This window comes from Lentibacillus persicus (assembly GCF_900112705.1).
Taxonomy (GTDB): Bacteria; Bacillota; Bacilli; order Bacillales; family Amphibacillaceae; genus Lentibacillus; species Lentibacillus persicus.
Genome location: NZ_FOMR01000004.1, coordinates 159,523 through 177,107, shown reverse-complemented (window position 1 = coordinate 177,107; position 17,585 = coordinate 159,523). Strand labels below are relative to the sequence as shown.

Sequence of the window (17,585 nt, the reverse complement as noted above, 5' to 3'; positions counted from 1 at the left end):
TATATATGCTGCAGGCGGTGGGGAATTTATGGAGAAAGTAAAAAGTGAGTGGTTTGACTGGATAAAAGCTTTATTAATAGCCTTCGGACTGTTTTTTATCATTCGAACCTTCTTTTTTGCACCGATTGTTGTTGACGGACCGTCCATGATGCCGACGTTACATAGTGGAGATCAAATGATCGTTAACAAATTTATATATCAGGTACAGGAACCAGACCGCTTTGATATTGTGGTGTTCCACGCATCGGATAGAAAAGATTTTATTAAACGAATTATTGGTTTACCGGGAGAACATGTGGCTGTGGAAAAAGATGAATTGTATATTGATGGGGAAAAAATTGACGAACCTTATTTGAGGGACCGGAAAGACAAAATGCCGTCTTATCAGACTTTAACAGGGGGTTTCCAACTGGAAAATCTTCCCGGAGAACACGAAACAATCCCTGAAAACCACGTCTTAGTACTGGGTGACAACCGTAATAACTCTACTGACAGTCGAATACTAGGTGTGGTTTCGATGGATCAGATTGTAGGAAAAACAAGCTTAATTTATTGGCCGCTTGATCGAATACAGATAATACACGATTAGGATGATTTGAAATGTCAATACAATGGTTTCCTGGACATATGGCTAAAGCTAAGCGGGAAGTTGAAGAAAAGTTGAAATTGGCTGACTTCGTTATGGAACTTGTGGATGCCCGTGCCCCGTTGTCTTCTCAAAATCCGATGCTGCAGGATATCCTGCAGCAAAAACCAAAAATGGTTGTTATGATGAAAAAAGACCTTGCAGACGACAGCCTTACGGAAAATTGGCTGCGTTATTTTAATGATGAAGGAATGTCAGCAATTGCCATCGATGTTAATGATAAATCTGACATGAAAAATGTCATTAAAACGGCCAAAGAACTCGGACGTACTAAAATGGAAAAACTAAAGGAAAAAGGTATTAACCCCCGTCCGGCCCGTGCAATGATTATAGGTATACCAAACGTGGGAAAATCAACGCTGATCAATCGACTCGCAAATAAAAAAATAGCTCAGATTGGAGACAAACCCGGTGTAACGAAGAAACAACAATGGATTAAAGTGAAAAATGATTTTGATTTGCTTGATACACCTGGTATTTTATGGCCTAAGTTTGAAGATGAAATAGTCGGCTACCGCTTGGCGGCCATCGGTACGATTAAAGATCAATTGTTGCCGTTGGAGGATGTCGCGGCTTTTGCTATAGAGTATATGATAGACAATTATCCTTCCCGGTTGGAAGAACGTTACGGGATAACTTCCGAAGAGACTGATATGTGGGATATATTTGTTTCCATTGGAAAGCAGCGCGGGGCGTTGGAAAGCGGTGGTAACGTTAATTTTGATAAAGTTGCAGACCTCTTTATCCAGGACCTGAGAGCAGGAAAACTTGGCAAGATGACATTCGAAACACCTCCGGAGAGCCAATGAGCTGACCGGAGGTGTTTTCATATCTTTTCTAAATCCAGGTTCAGATTTATAAATGCTTGGAAACTAGCCTGATTCTAAGATCAAAAAGCCCCGGCTCCGCCTCCACCAGTAGCAGCAGTTGTATTTGGTGTGTTAACTTGTGTTACGGCTGTGTAAAGTCCTGCATGAGCAGCACTGAATGATGTTGTGGCATAAACAGGATTTTGCAGCAGCGGGTAATTCATTTCGGCAGTGGAAAGCGGTCTTGAAGAATTGCATTGTTCGCCGTATTCTTTACCTGCTCCAAGTATAATAGCGTAGAGGAGCCGCTGCTCTGTTAAATCCGCATCAGCGCCGATTGGATAGTTTTTATGCTTAAATGAAGCATGTGCTTGTTTTATCGCATATTTCAGTTGCCTGATATCCTTTCGCCAGTAATATTCCGGAATAATTAACAGCGTAAGAATTGATAGCCCGTAAAAGAATAATGTCATAATTATAGTAGGCTCAAATGTAAAACTTACTGCTGATAATAGCAGCAAAATAAAATAATAAGCTGAAAGCACCCATTTATTCCGATTAAATAACAGACCGGGCACAGTGATAATCCCGACAATGAGTGGCAAGAGCCATTGCAAAGTTGAGCCAAGTGTATCAATTGTAGTGAAATAATAGAAAAGACTTGAGGAAACTAATAGCAATGGAATTGAAATAAAAGAATACATTTTAAATGGCGTTTTTAACTGCTGATAATTTTCTCGTTCTTTTACTTCGCCTGACCACTCATCGAAATTAGCTCTGAAATCATCCGCTTTTTCTTGTTTAGCCTTATCAGTTTCATCTTCTTGGGCAGTGATTGATTCAAGCAAAAAATAAGGTTCTTTCTTATCCCTTTCAGTGAAAAGCCAGTCTCTCAGTTTTTCATCAGCAGGGTCTGCACTGCTATCTTGGACGCTCCAATTAAACCTGTACGTCTCGCTGCCTTCATTCTGCATTGAAGGAACTTTTTTAAGTGTTACGATGCCCCTTTGCTTTAACGAAAACAATCCGGCAATCAAGCTATCGTCCGGCAAGCGGCCATGTTCTTTTATATATTTGACAAATAGTGGATCTGTGCCTTCAACCAGCCGGTAAAGTGAATCGGGGTCTTTGCTGCCACGGTAACGATTAGGGTGCAGGATAAGTATGATGACAGTACCCGCTGTAAGTATGCCCAGTAGTATGATAACGATTGGTGTCACGGTAGCCATGTTGGCTTCTAAGTTTTCCGCTCGTGCAGCTAGCTCCTGTTCTTCAGCAAGAATCGAATCAACCATAGGTTTATCGCTTGTCAGTTTCATACCGCTTAATTGATTTGAAGGAAATACAAACCGTATTTGTGAATTGCTGTTAGCTTCAAGTCGGGATGTCTGATATTGAATCCCGCTTTCTACCGAAGTCAAGGTTCCCTTTTCGTCTTCATGTAAGAAAAAGTGCTGATTTCCTTCTTCTGTTCCTTCAGGCGGGTGTATATTAATCGTGAGGTTATTTAAATCCGTATCATTTGAGTCATCAAAAAAAGCATACTTTAAATCAGCAACATCAGTGTACTTTTTGACTGAGCCCTCTATTTCATACCGATAGAGCACACGCTTTGTTTCATTGGCTGAATCGGTATATATTTTGTACGTATCATCATCTTCCTCTGTTTCCAACGGGGGAAGGTTTTCCGTTGATGTTAAAGGGTCTTGGCTCTCCGTCAGGTAGGCTTCAAAGTTTTTCTCGTCTGATTCAATGGACCGGGTCATCCCTTCATACGAGCCGTTAAAGTTATAAGTGAATAATTCTCTGACACTGATCGATCCATCTTTGTTAATTTGCGCATCGATTGTTACTTCATCAATTGAGAAAGAACGATCCTCGGAACAAGCAAACAAGGTAATTGTCAGTAAAAACAGAAATAATCCGGTGAACAATTTTTTCATGGATACGCCCTCCTGATTAACGTCTTTATACAGTACGAACAGTCGGCGTATTATGTTTCACAAAACCAAAATCTTTCTCAGCTTGTTCGCTTTTAAACCTCTATTTAACGTTGTAAACTATATATACACCGTCTGTTAATTTTTGATAGTTTGAACCGATATAAATATAAAGGTTATTTTTTAACTTCGCCGTTTCCATAAACTGCGAACTAACTCTAAATGTGAGTTGGAGCGTCGGCTACCGCTCCGGAAATACACGCCGCTTTCCGCGGGCGGCTGGTGAGCCAACTCGTGCCAAGGCACTTCGCTGTCTCACCTATGCCTTTGCTCCCGCAGGAGTCGGCGTGTATTTCCTTCGCTAGGGTTGTTGCATACTCATGTACTGCCATAGAATACACAGTAAGCCTTTTCCAGCGCAGGCAATATACGCAGACTCCAAGGGATGCGCACGCGTCCGAAGACCCCGCAAGAAAGCGGTAAGGTTCAAAGGCTAAGAACGCCACGTCCTGTGGCAACGCCTTTGTGACCAACATCGTGTTGGCCCGAGGCGTGCCCATGGAAAGCGAAGTATATTGCCGGAGCGATTTCAGCACTTAACGACAATCAGAAGGAAGAATTTTCACTAGTTCGCAGTTTACATCGTGTTCGATACTGGTAACAACAATCTATACAAAAACAGTCAATATTAAAGAATGCAGGTGATTTATTTGGCAAAACAATCAATTGCGCTACTAAAACAATTGTTGGAGTCAAACCAATTAGATGAAACAGCAATAAATAAACTTAAATCGGATGAAAGAAAAGGTGTTCAGCAGCTGATTGCCAAATATGAGCGAAAAAAATCCGCCGAATTCGAATTGGAAAACCAATTTATGCGCATGAGTCAATATGAACAAAAATATTATGCGGACGGTTACGATTACATCGCCGGAATGGATGAAGCCGGGCGCGGGCCATTGGCGGGTCCGGTAGTGGCTGCAGCCGTCATTTTACCGAGTCATTTTAAATTGTTGGGGTTAAACGATTCGAAACAATTAAATGAAAAAACGCGTGAAACGTATTTTACAATCATCAAAAATCAAGCCGTCAGCTATGGCATCAGTGTTATTGACAGCAAAAAAATCGATGAGATTAATATTTTTGAAGCTACAAAACTGGCAATGTACGAGGCGGTAAATCAGCTGAATCCTGCACCTGAACATGTGCTGATCGATGCAGTAACGCTTGATGCGTTACCTTGTCCATCTGATGTCATCACGAAAGGCGATCAGAAAAGCATATCGGTTGCAGCGGCAAGCATTTTGGCAAAAGTAACACGTGATAATATAATGAAAGATTTACATAACGCATATCCGTCATACGGCTTTTCATCCAATATGGGGTATGGTACCAAACAACACATCGACGCGATAAAAGAACAAGGGATCACACCTTATCACAGGGCATCGTTTGCACCTGTAAGTCAGGCTGAATAGGGAGAGAGTGTTATGAATGTCTGGAACTTGTCCGAAAATAGAGTGCTGCCGCCAGCCGTTTCAAGGTCAACCCAGGTTCTGCGTCCAGGGCAAATTATCCAGGGCAAAATTACGAAAATATATCCTGATCAAAGAGCAAAAGTTCAGCTTGGAATACAGAGCACGGTTGCACAATTGGAAGCATCTTTGACAGTTGGCGGCAAGTACCATTTTCAAGTACAGCCTTCAGAAGATGTCGTTAATCTGCGGGTTATAGGTAACCAGTTGAATAATCAAAGTGGAAGTATAATTGAATTGCTGAAACAACTCGGTTTAAAAGGAACAAAGGCAAATGCCGGTTTTGTTCAAACGCTAATTAATGAAGACGTTCTTTTTAATAAGGAACAATTGCAGCAAGCATTTCAGCTGTTAAATAAAAACAAGTATTCTCAGACATCGCAAAATATCGTTAAAACTATAATAGTCGCCGGTTTGCCTGTCACTGAATCAGTCTATCAAGCGTTATCAGTTTATAATTCGAATGACATGACACAACAAATAAAATCACTGCTTCGTCTATTAAACAGCAATCAAAAAGACACTGTTCTAAAGCAACAACTTTCATCCCGGTTGAGCCACTATGTTGAAGGTGGAAAGGATTTGTTTCTGTCTTCACCTAAAGAGCAATTTCTGAGTCATATTTATCAGGTATTACGTTCTGTCGGCTTTAATTATGAAAACCAAATTTTTCTAAATAAGGGCAGCGATGTACAGAATTCGATTAAAGCTATGCTGCTTCAGCTGATTCAGCAAAGTGATGGGGCGGTTAACGAGCGCTCACGACAACTGCTTCATTACCTGAATGGGGTGCAAATTCAGTCAGTCAATGAAACGGCAAATGCTATACAGGCTAATTTGCATATACCCGGCCCAAAACTGGGGATGGATAAAGACATGCAGTTGGAATTTTTCAGTCATAAAACTGAGAACGGAAAAATTGACCCTGAACATTGCCGGATTGTTTTTTATTTGACGCTTAATCGGCTGCAGGAGACGGCTATAGATATGCATATTCAAAAGCGGGCAATTTCACTTACAATTTATAATGACCAGGCAAATGTCCAGAAACACGCAGCTGAATTAAGGCCGATTCTTAAAGAAGGTCTTGAATCGATGAATTATAAGCTTTCCGCTATCACGTTTAAACCGTTGAAGGAGAATTACGGAACCAGTGTTCATCCAGTGAAGTCAGATGCCTATAAATCGTCCAGAGGAGTTGATTACCGTATATGAAATATAAGCAGCATCACCATAAAGCTGTAGCTATGCGCTATGATCAGGATAGGGAACAAGCTCCAAAAGTTACCGCCACGGGTAAAGGGAACGTTGCTGAAACTATCATTCAAAAGGCAAATGAGCATAATGTACCTATTCAGGAAGATGTTTCGCTTGTGGAAGTGCTTTCAGAACTTAATATCAATGAAACAATTCCGGAAGAGCTATATCAGGCAGTTGCTGAAGTCTTTGCCTTTATTTACCGAACTGATCAGAGTTTGGGAGGGGAATGAGCAAGATTCGCCATAAACCGCTAATTCTTGTTAAACTGATTGATTTTTTATACAATGGGTATGCAGTGAAATTTGATGGGAGGATGAAAGATGAACATTCATGAGTATCAAGGCAAAGATATTTTACGCGAATCAGGCGTAAATGTTCCGAACGGTCATGTCGCATATACAGTGGAAGAAGCAGTGGAAGCTGCTAATAAGCTGAACAGTGACGTAAAAGTTGTCAAAGCACAAATTCATGCCGGGGGGCGCGGAAAAGCCGGCGGTGTTAAAATCGCTAAAAACATGGACGATGTGCGTACATATGCCGACGAATTGCTTGGTAAAACCCTGGTGACACACCAGACCGGCCCTGAAGGCAAAGAAGTTAAACGTCTATTGATTGAAGAAGGCTGCGATATTCAAAATGAATATTATGTAGGACTGGTACTGGACCGTGCCACATCCCGCGTGGTGATGATGGCATCTGAAGAAGGCGGCACAGAAATCGAAGAAGTTGCTGCAGAGACACCGGAGAAAATTTTCAAAGAAGTAATTGACCCGGTTGTTGGGCTTACAGGTTATCAAGCTCGCAGACTAGCGTTTAATATCAATATTCCTGATGAATTGATAGGAAAAGCCGCTAAATTCATGATTGGGCTTTATAACGTGTTTGTTGAAAAAGACTGTTCCATTGCTGAAATCAATCCGCTCGTTACAACAGGTGATGGGCAAGTGATGGCACTTGATTCCAAACTGAATTTTGATGATAATGCCATGTTCCGTCAGAAAGATATTATGGAATTGCGCGATTTGGATGAAGAAGATGAAAAGGAAATTGAAGCATCCAAATATGATTTGAGCTATGTTGCTTTGGACGGGAACATTGGCTGCATGGTAAATGGTGCTGGTCTTGCCATGTCAACAATGGATATCATCAAGCATTACGGCGGCGAACCGGCGAACTTCCTTGACGTTGGCGGCGGTGCGACAGCTGAGAAGGTAACAGAAGCATTTAAAATCATTTTGTCCGATTCGAATGTAAAAGGCATTTTTGTAAATATTTTCGGTGGTATCATGAAATGCGATGTTATTGCTGAAGGTGTAGTGGAAGCGACTAAGCAGGTAGGTCTTGAAATCCCGCTTGTTGTGCGTCTTGAAGGTACCAACGTAGAACTTGGCAAGCAAATCCTTGACGAATCAGGGTTAAATATTACATCTGCCGGGTCTATGGCTGATGGCGCAGAAAAAATTGTTTCCGCTGTAAAATAATCAATGAAAAGCGATCAGATAATTTTAGAAAGGACGGACGAAAATGAGTGTATATATTAATAAAGATACAAAAGTAATTGTTCAGGGAATTACCGGTGGAACAGCCAAATTCCATACGAAACAAATGCTTGACTATGGCACCAAAATAGTTGGTGGCGTAACGCCTAAAAAAGGCGGTACGGAGGTAGAGGGTGTACCGGTATTTAATACAGTAAAAGATGCTGTCGATGAAACCGGTGCGAACGCATCTGTTGTTTATGTGCCGGCTCCGGCTGCAGCTGACGCGATTCTTGAAGCGGTCGATGCAGAATTAGATCTTGTTATTTGTATTACCGAACATATTCCTGTTATGGATATGGTTAAGGTTAAGCGTGCCATGGAAGGCAAGAAGACGCGTCTGGTCGGACCTAATTGTCCCGGTGTTATTACGGCAGATGAAAGTAAAATCGGCATTATGCCTGGCTATATTCATAAAAAAGGCCATATCGGTGTGGTTTCCCGTTCAGGCACGCTGACATATGAAGCGGTCCATCAGCTGTCTGAAGAAGGTTATGGTCAGACAACTGCAGTCGGTATAGGCGGGGACCCTGTGAACGGTACGGACTTTATTGATGCACTGAAAGCCTTTAACGATGATCCGGAAACCGAAGCTGTCGTCATGATTGGTGAAATTGGCGGCACAGCTGAAGAAGAAGCTTCTGAGTGGGTTAAAGCTAACATGAATAAGCCGGTCGTCGGGTTCATTGGTGGTGCAACAGCTCCTCCGGGGAAACGTATGGGCCATGCCGGAGCAATCATTTCAGGCGGAAAAGGCACTGCTGAAGAAAAAATCCGTATTATGAATGAGTCCGGTATTAAAACGGCAGACACACCAGCTGAAATCGGTGAAACGATGATTAATGTATTAAAAGAAAATGGTTTACAGGAAAAGTGTAAAACACATTAATTCCTCAGCAGGACCCAAAGGTAAATAATCTTTGGGTCCTGATTATAAAAAGGATGTGATTAATTGGAAAAAATTCGAAAACGTCTGATTCATATCCACCGATGCCGTGGTGTGAGTCGCAGAACCGTCCGCAAATTTCTCCATTATGACCCCACTTTAAAAAACATCTACAGTCTTAACGCTTCAGAAATCAGCCATTTCTTTTCGATTGCCCCCAAGAAAGCTTCATTATTTTATTCAGACTTGCGGGACCCTGGATTAAAGCGCATAATACAGCAAGATTTAAAAAAAGTAAATGTCATAACGGCATTTGACGATGCCTATCCCAATGTGTTAAAAACTATTAAAGATATGCCATTGGTGCTTTATGCTTTAGGAGACACGCATTTATTGAAAAGAAATCCGCTCCTGAGCGTTATTGGAACGAGGCGTCCGTCACGCGACGCAATGCGTAAAATGGAAAAATTCGTTTTACCGCTTATTCAAAAAGATTGGGTTATTGTCAGCGGAATGGCAAGTGGTATTGACAGTTATGCTCACCGACTAGCCGTCAATAACAATGGAAAAACCATCGCTGTGCTTGGAAGCGGATTCAACCATGTCTATCCCCGGCACAATATTCAACTCTTTCGTCAAATTGCCGCTGAGGGGCTTATTTTATCTGAATACCCGCCGGACACCCCGCCGGAACGGTTTCAATTCCCTGAACGCAATCGTATTATCAGCGGCTTAAGCTTTGGAACGTTTGTGATTGAAGCAACTGAAAGAAGTGGTACGCTGATAACGGTAGACCAGGCCCTTGATCAAGGAAGGGATGTTTACGCTTTGCCCGGCTCACCATTGACACCGCATTCAGCAGGGTGCCACTATATGATTCAGGATGGAGCAAAACTTGTTCAGAAGCCGGAGGATATTCTTGAAGACTGGGAAAAAACAGAACCAAATTGGCTCATATAACACACATATTTTTCATAACATGTTTGACAAACCAAATGTTACTCTTTAATATTAGTGAAGATTTTCAATTCAAGACGATTACAATTATTGGATGCAATTCTGGGAGGAAACGATATGTCTGATTACCTGGTGATTGTGGAATCACCGGCGAAAGCAAAAACAATTGAACGTTATTTAGGTAAAAAATATAAGGTTAAAGCCTCAATGGGTCATGTCCGTGATTTGCCAAAAAGTCAAACAGGTGTGGATCCTGACGACTCATTTAAACCAAAATATATAACAGTACGCGGCAAAGGCGACGTATTAAAAGATTTAAGGTCATCGGCAAAAAAAGCTAAGAAAGTTTACCTTGCAGCTGACCCTGACCGTGAAGGGGAAGCAATTGCCTGGCATCTGGCCCATGCTTTAAATATCGATGAGGATGCTGAGTGCAGGGTCGTTTTCAATGAAATTACGAAGGATGCGATTAAAGATTCGTTTAAACATCCGCGATCTATTGACCATGATCTGGTGAATGCACAGCAGGCAAGACGTATTTTGGATCGTCTTGTTGGGTATAAAATTAGTCCTTTGTTATGGAAAAAAGTTAAAAGGGGTCTCAGTGCCGGTCGTGTTCAATCAGTAGCCGTTAAGATGATTATTGACCGTGAAAGAGAAATTGAGAATTTTAAGCCTGAAGAATACTGGTCTATTGATGCGCAATTTCAAAAGGGCGATGACAAATTTGAAGGGTCCTTTTATGGTATGGACGGAAAAAAACAAGAGCTGAAGTCGGAAGAGGATGTTAAAGCGGTTACTGAAAAATTAGACGGCAAACAGTTCTCGATTGATAAAGTAAACAAACGTGAACGCAGACGTAATCCCGCCAAGCCGTTTACGACATCTTCACTCCAGCAGGAAGCCGCCCGAAAATTGAATTTTCGGGCCAAGAAAACAATGATGGTAGCCCAGCAGCTTTACGAAGGGATTGACCTGGGCAAGAAAGCCGGAGGAATAACAGGTCTTATAACTTATATGCGTACAGATTCAACACGGATTTCGGAAACGGCCAAACAAGAGGCAAACGGTTATATTGAAGATAATTATGGAAAAAGCTATCTGGGGAATGCCGGAAAGGCCAAAAAACAGGAAGGTGCCCAGGACGCTCATGAAGCTGTAAGACCCACTTCTATTATGCGTGACCCGAAATCTTTAAAACCTGTCTTATCACGTGACCAATACCGGTTGTATAAGCTGATATGGGAGCGGTTTTTGGCAAGTCAAATGGCGCCGGCTGTTATGGATACAATGACAGTTCACTTATTGAATAATGGCGTGGAATTCAGGGCTACAGGATCAAAAGTAAAATTCAAAGGGTTCATGAAAGTTTATGTAGAGGGTACTGACGATAAGAAAAAGGACGAAAATAAATACTTGCCGGACTTGTCCGAGGGAATGACGGCTGAAGCAAACGAAATCACGCCAAATCAGCACTTTACCCAGCCACCCCCAAGGTACACTGAAGCAAGACTGGTAAGGACCATGGAAGAAAAAGGGATTGGACGACCTTCCACATATGCGCCGACGTTGGACACGATTCAGCGACGGGGGTATGTGCAGCTGGACAATAAACGATTTATCCCAACAGAGCTGGGTGAAATAATTAACGATATTTTAAAAGAGTTCTTCCCAAAAATTATCGATATTGATTTCACTGTTAAAATGGAAGAAGATCTGGACTCTGTTGAAGAAGGGAAAGCCGAATGGGTTAAAGTTCTGGATGATTTTTACGGCGATTTCCGGAAACGATTGGAAAAAGCGGAACAGGAAATGGAAAAAATTGAGATTAGAGATGAGCCGGCCGGTATCACCTGTGAAAATTGTGGTCACGAAATGGTTTATAAAATGGGCAGATACGGCAAATTCCTTGCTTGTTCCAATTTTCCGGAGTGCCGTAATACCAAACCGATTTTAAAGAAAATAGGTGTCACGTGTCCAAAATGCAAAGAAGGAGACGTTGTCGAACGAAAATCGAAAAAGAATCGGAAGTTTTTTGGTTGTGACCGTTATCCTGAGTGTGATTTTGTTTCCTGGGACAAACCCATATCAAGACCATGTCCGAGGTGTGATGCATTGCTCGTCGAAAAGAAAACAAAAAAAGAAACACGTGTACAATGTACAAATTGTGATTATAGAGAAAGTGCGGACAACTGACTGCCTGAAATATCAGGCAGTTTTCTTTTTGTCTAAACAGGGTAAGGGCTAAATGTCACAGTTTCATTGGTCCAGGAGGAGTTTTTTGATAATTCAATTCTTATATGTTGACTAATTAAAATGAAACAGATATAATTGCGCATTGGTAAGGTAAATTACTTGACAGTAAACCTTTGAAATTCTGAAATATGAGGTACACATGGGTAACTATACCTATTTCTTTCAAATAGATTGAGGGCATTTCAGAATTTTGTTATTATTTAGTTAAGTTAATTGCTGTTGGAAATTTTATATGATATGCTTTATAGGCTGTGTAATGAGGTGTGAACTTGAATAATTTTCATGAGCAAAGCAAGGCATTTAACATGTTTCTCCAAGTTGAAAAAAATGCTTCACCTTATACAGTCCGAAGTTATATGGATGATATAGGTGACTTCAAAGATTTTCTCATACAAGAGAATATCAGCAATCTGAACGAAGTTGATTACCGTACAATTCGAATATATTTGACCAGATTATATGAGAGAGAATTGGGACGGCGTTCGGTTTCACGAAAAATTTCCAGCCTGAAAGGTTTCTATCGCTTTTTGGAACAGAATGGTCAGGTAACGGATAACCCATTTATCCATATTAGTCTCCCCAAAGCTGCTAAGCCCATTCCAGGGTTTCTTTATGCGGAAGAACTGGAGAAATTATTTGAAATAAGTGATTTAGAGGATCCGATCGGGCAACGTAATCAAGCATTAATTGAAACACTTTATGCAACTGGAATACGCGTTAGTGAATGTCAGCGAATGGAACTAAGTGACATTGACTTTTCCATCGGCACTATGTTTATTCGAGGTAAAGGTAATAAAGAACGTTATTTACCGTTCGGCCGTTTTGCTGAAGTCGCCCTTGAAACATACATACACGATGGAAGAAAAAAATTACTGGAAAAATCATCTTCCTCGAACAATGCTGTCTTTTTAAATGCCAGAGGCGGGCCGCTGACTGCCAGAGGGATGCGGTTAGTTTTAAATAAAATGGTTGATAATGCAGCTATGACCGTTCATGTCCACCCGCATAAGCTGCGGCATACGTTTGCGACACATATGCTGAATGAAGGTGCTGATCTTCGGACAGTTCAGGAACTGCTTGGGCATGAAAACCTATCCTCAACACAAATATATACACATGTCACTAAAGACCGTCTGCGCAGTGTCTATATGAATAGTCACCCGCGTGCTAAGAATGATTTTTAAAAAAAGAGGTGATGTAAGTGACTGCTGGTATGCATGCCACGACGATTTTTGCCATTAGACATGGCGGCCAATGTGCCATGAGCGGTGACGGGCAGGTAACAATGGGAAACGCCGTTGTTATGAAACATAAAGCAAAAAAAGTCAGAACTCTGTATCGCGGGCAGGTGCTTGCCGGGTTTGCAGGATCTGTAGCAGATGCCTTTACATTATTTGAAAAGTTTGAAGGAAAACTTGAAGCTTTTGATGGCAATCTTGCCAGAGCTGCTGTGGAATTGGCAAAAGAATGGCGAAGTGATAAAGTGTTGCGAAAGCTTGAAGCAATGCTGATTGTTATGAATAAAGAAAAGATGTTTCTTGTGTCAGGAACCGGTGAGGTTATTGAGCCTGATGATGGCATACTTGCAATTGGTTCAGGTGGGAACTATGCGTTGAGTGCCGGCAGGGCGCTGGTAAGACATTCAGATGGCTTGACAGCTAAGGAGATTGCCCGAACTTCATTAGAAATTGCCAGTGAAGTTTGTGTCTATACGAATGACCACATAACATTAGAGGTACTTGATGAATAAGGGAGGCCTTGTTTGAATGGGGATTGACTATACGCCAAAACAAATTGTGAATCAGCTGGACCAATATATAGTCGGCCAGACTGAAGCTAAAAAATCGGTCGCCGTAGCGCTTAGGAATAGGTACCGCCGGATGAAACTGGACGAGAAGATAAAAGATGAGATTGTCCCAAAAAATATTTTGATGATAGGACCGACCGGGGTCGGTAAAACGGAAATTGCCCGGCGGCTTGCGAATTTGGTCGGTGCTCCGTTTGTAAAAGTGGAAGCCACTAAATTTACCGAAGTCGGGTATGTTGGCCGTGACGTTGAATCAATGGTTCGTGACCTGGTGGAAATGGCTTTGCGCAAGGTTAAAGAAGAAAAAATGAATGAAGTGAAAGACCGTGCGGAAAAGGAAGCGAACCGCATAATGGTTGAACTGCTCGTTCCTCAGGCTAAAAAGCAGAATAATAATAACATGCGGAACCCGTTCGAAATGTTGTTTGCCGGACAGGAAAGCAATGAAGCGAATGATGAATCGGCAGCAAAAGATGAAGAAATCAAAAACAAACGAAAAAGGGTGCAGTATCAGCTGGAAATGGGCGAATTGGAAGACAGCATCGTAACAGTGGAGATTGAAGAGCAATCCTCCTCAATGTTTGACATGCTCCAGGGATCCGGTATGGAACAGATGGGGATGAACATGCAGGATGCGCTCGGACAATTTATGCCGAAGAAAACCAAAAAGCGTAAACTCCCCGTATCAGAAGCCCGGAAAGTATTAACGACACAAGAAGCTCAGAAACTGGTTGATATGGACGAAGCGGCGCAAGAAGCCATTGATCGTGCAGAGCAGTCAGGAATCTTGTTTATTGATGAGATCGATAAAGTAGCCGGCAAGCAGGATAATCAGGCAAATGTGTCAAGAGAAGGTGTGCAGCGTGATGTCCTGCCGATTGTGGAAGGCTCAACAGTTGTAACGAAACATGGTCCCGTTAAGACAGATCATATGCTGTTTATAGCAGCCGGAGCATTTCATACGGCGAAACCCTCTGATTTAATTCCTGAGCTTCAGGGAAGATTCCCTATAAGGGTCGAACTGGAGAAACTGACAGTTGAGGACTTCAAACGAATTCTGATGGAACCGTCCAATGCATTGTTGAAACAATATTCAGCATTATTAAAAACAGAAGGTATAAATGTTAAGTTCACAGACAATGCTGTAAATAGATTGGCAGAAATTGCCTTTCAAGTAAATCAAGAGACGGACAATATTGGGGCAAGACGATTGCACACGATATTGGAAAAACTGTTGGAAGATTTGTCATTTGAGGCGCCGGATATTAATATGGAAACGGTCGAGATAACAAATGATTATGTTGATGAAAAATTAAGCAATATCATTAAAAATAAAGATTTAAGTCAGTTTATTTTATAGACTGACTGAAATGGAGGCTATAATAATGGAACTTTTAGAACGTGCTCGAAAAATTAATGCAATGCTGCAAAAAACGACAGGCAAATCAGTGAATTTTAATGACATGTCAGCAACACTGAGAGATGTTATTAAAGGTAATGTGTTCATTGTCAGCAGGAGAGGCAAATTATTGGGATTTGCGATTAATCAGGAAATTGAAAATGAACGCATGAAATCGATGCTGGAAGAAAGACAGTTTCCTGAAGAATACACACACGGTTTGTTCAATATTTTTGAAACGACGGCTAATTTGGATATAGACAGTCCATTTACCGCTTTTCCAGTAGAAAATAGAGAACTGTTCAAAAATGGACTGACTACTATTGTTCCAATTATTGGCGGCGGAGATCGTCTTGGGACATTAGTATTGAGCAGGTTGTCTGATAGTTTCAACGAAGATGATCTTTTGCTTGGTGAATATGGTGCTACAGTTGTAGGTATGGAAATATTGCATGAAAAAACTGAAGAAATTGAAGTGGAAGCCAGAAGTAAAGCGGTAGTGCAAATGGCTATCAGCTCACTTTCCTACAGTGAACTTGAAGCAATTGATCATATTTTTGAAGAACTCAATGGCAAAGAAGGATTGCTTGTCGCCAGCAAAATCGCTGACAGAGTTGGTATAACACGATCAGTTATTGTTAATGCATTAAGGAAACTGGAAAGTGCCGGGGTCATCGAATCACGCTCGCTCGGTATGAAGGGGACCTACATTAAAGTGTTAAACGATAAATTTCTCGTGGAATTAGAGAAATTGCGTTCCAGGTAATAAAACACGCTTAGTGAATAGAAAAAACGGCCGTCTAAGAGACGGTCGTTTTTTGTATGCGATGAGGGCTAGGTAGGGGGTCAACTGCCAGTAAATGTCCGATTCTGTTCGGGCCTGCACGATGCAGGTCACAAAGGCGTTGCAACAGGATGTTGCGAATTTAGCCTTTGTTCCCCTTTAATCAGTGAAGAAAATCACTTCACTGATTGAAGATTCACTTTATGAATAAATTTTTTTAGGCTTTCATGGTTGTAAAATTGCAAATTAAAGCCATAATTTTGCATAAACAGGTAAATTTTTAAGTTAAAAGTCCTATGATATAATAACTAATTAATTTCCCTATTATGAAAAATGTCGAAACATGATGGACTTTATAAGATTTTTAAATTACAATATTCGTAAAGTCATTATTAAATGTGTCCGTTACTTTTATGGTAATAAATGGCGAGGGGGATATTATGGAGTTTTTTTCGGGTTCATTTCAGACGCTTGAGAATTCGCTGAAATATGCTTCGGCTAAAAACCGTACACTCTCAAATAATATTGCAAACGTTGATACACCAGGTTATAAAGCAAAGGACGTCAAATTTAAAAACTATTTAAGCGCTGAACTCGAATCTTCCGTCAACGCAGTAAAAACACATCCAAAACATCTGCCTTTTAATCAGTCCGTCAGTCAACCAATACATACAGTTTCAAGGGACAATACAACATATAATCATAACGGAAATAATGTCGATATCGATAAAGAAATGGCTGAGTTAGCCAAAAACCAAATAAACTACCAGGCTTTGGTTGATCGTATCAATGGGAAGTTTTCAAGCTTGAAAACGGTAATCGGGGGAGGTAATTAAACGTGTCAATCTTTCATGCAATAAACACAAGTGCGAGTTCTTTAACGGCTCAACGGCTTCGTATGGATGTTGTCTCATCGAATATTGCAAATGCACAAACAACACGGGCCGAAATGAATGAAGATGGCGAATATGAACCATACAGAAGGAAAATGGTAACGATGGAGCCATCACGCACTAATTTTCGGTCTTTTTTGGAACAAGCTGCAGGGTCAGGTTTTGAATCTTCAGGTACAGGGGTGAAGGTATCCCAGATAACAGAGGACGAGACACCGTTTAAATTGGCTTATAATCCCGGGCACCCTGATGCTAATGAGACCGGGTATGTGGAAATGCCGAATGTTGACCCATTAAAAGAAATGGTTGATTTAATGAGTGCGACAAGATCATACGAAGCGAATATAACGTCTCTGAATGCAAGTAAGAATATGCTCCTGAAAAGTTTGGAAATAGGTAAGTAGCAATGCGTCTACTAAACTCTTTTACGATTAAATCATAAGGAGCGTCAAAAGGGAGGACACAATGAGTTCTTTTTTAAACGGGGTTAATGACACCCAAGCTTTGACTGCACCTAAACTAGCTAAACAAGCTGTTTCACCGAGTGAAGCACACAATAATTTTGCTCAAAGTCTTGAATCGGCGATAAACAAAGTAAATGAGGCACAAAACGTTTCAGATGAAAAGACAGAAGCCATTGCGAACGGAGAAATTGAAGATTTGCATGATGTTATGATAACCGCACAAAAGGCGAGCATCACACTTGAGACTTCTGTGCAAGTTCAAGGTAAAGTCATCGACGCGTATAATAAAATAATGCGCATGCAAATCTAATGACACTAAATGCCGGCTACTACAGTCCCATTTAATATTCAGGTACTAGTAGCTGCTAAAAACATCAGGTCCTAAATGAATTTTGAAAGATTTTGGCGGGG

The 17,585-nt window shown here is 41.2% G+C and carries 17 protein-coding genes; 16 read left to right on the top strand and 1 reads right to left on the bottom strand.

Annotated elements, in window-relative coordinates; genetic code table 11:
• Window positions 1-28 precede the first annotated feature (28 nt).
• Together lepB and ylqF are read left to right on the top strand one after the other, a co-directional pair.
• A complete protein-coding gene (gene lepB, locus BMZ22_RS07025) occupies window positions 29-589 on the top strand; it encodes a signal peptidase I (RefSeq protein WP_090083574.1) in 561 nt (186 codons plus the stop codon).
• Between the two features lie 11 nt (window positions 590-600).
• A complete protein-coding gene (ylqF, locus tag BMZ22_RS07020) occupies window positions 601-1,455 on the top strand; it encodes a ribosome biogenesis GTPase YlqF (RefSeq protein ID WP_090083571.1) in 855 nt (284 codons plus the stop codon).
• 80 nt (window positions 1,456-1,535) lie between these two features.
• Here ylqF and BMZ22_RS07015 read toward each other — a convergent pair whose 3' ends face one another.
• Window positions 1,536-3,398 (bottom strand): DUF2207 domain-containing protein, encoded by a 1,863-nt coding sequence (locus BMZ22_RS07015; RefSeq protein ID WP_090083569.1) that lies wholly within the window; start codon window positions 3,396-3,398, stop codon window positions 1,536-1,538.
• A 707-nt stretch (window positions 3,399-4,105) separates the two neighbouring features.
• On the opposite strand from BMZ22_RS07015, the gene BMZ22_RS07010 reads away from it, so the two are divergent.
• The 14 genes from BMZ22_RS07010 (at window position 4,106) to fliE (ending at window position 17,484) form a co-directional block, all read left to right on the top strand.
• Window positions 4,106-4,873, top strand: coding sequence for a ribonuclease HII (locus BMZ22_RS07010; RefSeq protein WP_177183370.1), 768 nt, complete (start codon window positions 4,106-4,108; stop codon window positions 4,871-4,873).
• Window positions 4,874-4,885: 12 nt separating this feature from the next.
• The gene (locus tag BMZ22_RS07005) at window positions 4,886-6,145 is read left to right on the top strand and encodes a hypothetical protein (protein WP_090083563.1); all 1,260 of its coding nucleotides are present in this window, start codon (window positions 4,886-4,888) and stop codon (window positions 6,143-6,145) included.
• Complete coding sequence (locus BMZ22_RS07000; RefSeq protein WP_090083558.1) at window positions 6,142-6,420, top strand: EscU/YscU/HrcU family type III secretion system export apparatus switch protein; 279 nt, start codon at window positions 6,142-6,144, stop codon at window positions 6,418-6,420. Before BMZ22_RS07005 ends, BMZ22_RS07000 begins: the two co-directional genes overlap by 4 nt.
• A 90-nt stretch (window positions 6,421-6,510) precedes the next feature.
• Window positions 6,511-7,671, top strand: coding sequence for an ADP-forming succinate--CoA ligase subunit beta (gene sucC / locus BMZ22_RS06995; protein WP_090083555.1), 1,161 nt, complete (start codon window positions 6,511-6,513; stop codon window positions 7,669-7,671).
• A 43-nt stretch (window positions 7,672-7,714) separates the two neighbouring features.
• Window positions 7,715-8,617, top strand: coding sequence for a succinate--CoA ligase subunit alpha (gene sucD / locus BMZ22_RS06990; protein WP_090083553.1), 903 nt, complete (start codon window positions 7,715-7,717; stop codon window positions 8,615-8,617).
• Window positions 8,618-8,680: 63 nt separating this feature from the next.
• Window positions 8,681-9,574 carry a DNA-processing protein DprA gene (gene dprA, locus BMZ22_RS06985; RefSeq protein ID WP_090083550.1) on the top strand — a complete coding sequence of 298 codons (894 nt, stop codon included), beginning with the start codon at window positions 8,681-8,683 and terminating at the stop codon, window positions 9,572-9,574.
• Between the two features lie 114 nt (window positions 9,575-9,688).
• Complete coding sequence (gene topA / locus BMZ22_RS06980; protein ID WP_090083547.1) at window positions 9,689-11,767, top strand: type I DNA topoisomerase; 2,079 nt, start codon at window positions 9,689-9,691, stop codon at window positions 11,765-11,767.
• 329 nt (window positions 11,768-12,096) lie between these two features.
• Window positions 12,097-13,011 (top strand): tyrosine recombinase XerC, encoded by a 915-nt coding sequence (gene xerC, locus BMZ22_RS06975; RefSeq protein ID WP_090083544.1) that lies wholly within the window; start codon window positions 12,097-12,099, stop codon window positions 13,009-13,011.
• A 17-nt stretch (window positions 13,012-13,028) separates the two neighbouring features.
• Entirely contained in the window at window positions 13,029-13,577 is a 549-nt protein-coding gene (gene hslV, locus BMZ22_RS06970) for an ATP-dependent protease subunit HslV (RefSeq protein ID WP_090083541.1), read from the top strand.
• A gap of 16 nt (window positions 13,578-13,593) precedes the next feature.
• The gene (hslU, locus tag BMZ22_RS06965) at window positions 13,594-14,994 is read left to right on the top strand and encodes an ATP-dependent protease ATPase subunit HslU (RefSeq protein ID WP_090083539.1); all 1,401 of its coding nucleotides are present in this window, start codon (window positions 13,594-13,596) and stop codon (window positions 14,992-14,994) included.
• 25 nt (window positions 14,995-15,019) lie between these two features.
• Window positions 15,020-15,799, top strand: coding sequence for a GTP-sensing pleiotropic transcriptional regulator CodY (gene codY, locus BMZ22_RS06960; protein ID WP_090083536.1), 780 nt, complete (start codon window positions 15,020-15,022; stop codon window positions 15,797-15,799).
• Window positions 15,800-16,257: 458 nt separating this feature from the next.
• Window positions 16,258-16,653 carry a flagellar basal body rod protein FlgB gene (flgB, locus tag BMZ22_RS06955; protein WP_090083534.1) on the top strand — a complete coding sequence of 132 codons (396 nt, stop codon included), beginning with the start codon at window positions 16,258-16,260 and terminating at the stop codon, window positions 16,651-16,653.
• A 2-nt stretch (window positions 16,654-16,655) separates the two neighbouring features.
• Window positions 16,656-17,114 carry a flagellar basal body rod protein FlgC gene (flgC, locus tag BMZ22_RS06950; protein ID WP_090083531.1) on the top strand — a complete coding sequence of 153 codons (459 nt, stop codon included), beginning with the start codon at window positions 16,656-16,658 and terminating at the stop codon, window positions 17,112-17,114.
• A gap of 61 nt (window positions 17,115-17,175) precedes the next feature.
• Complete coding sequence (gene fliE / locus BMZ22_RS06945; RefSeq protein ID WP_090083529.1) at window positions 17,176-17,484, top strand: flagellar hook-basal body complex protein FliE; 309 nt, start codon at window positions 17,176-17,178, stop codon at window positions 17,482-17,484.
• Window positions 17,485-17,585: the final 101 nt, after the last annotated feature.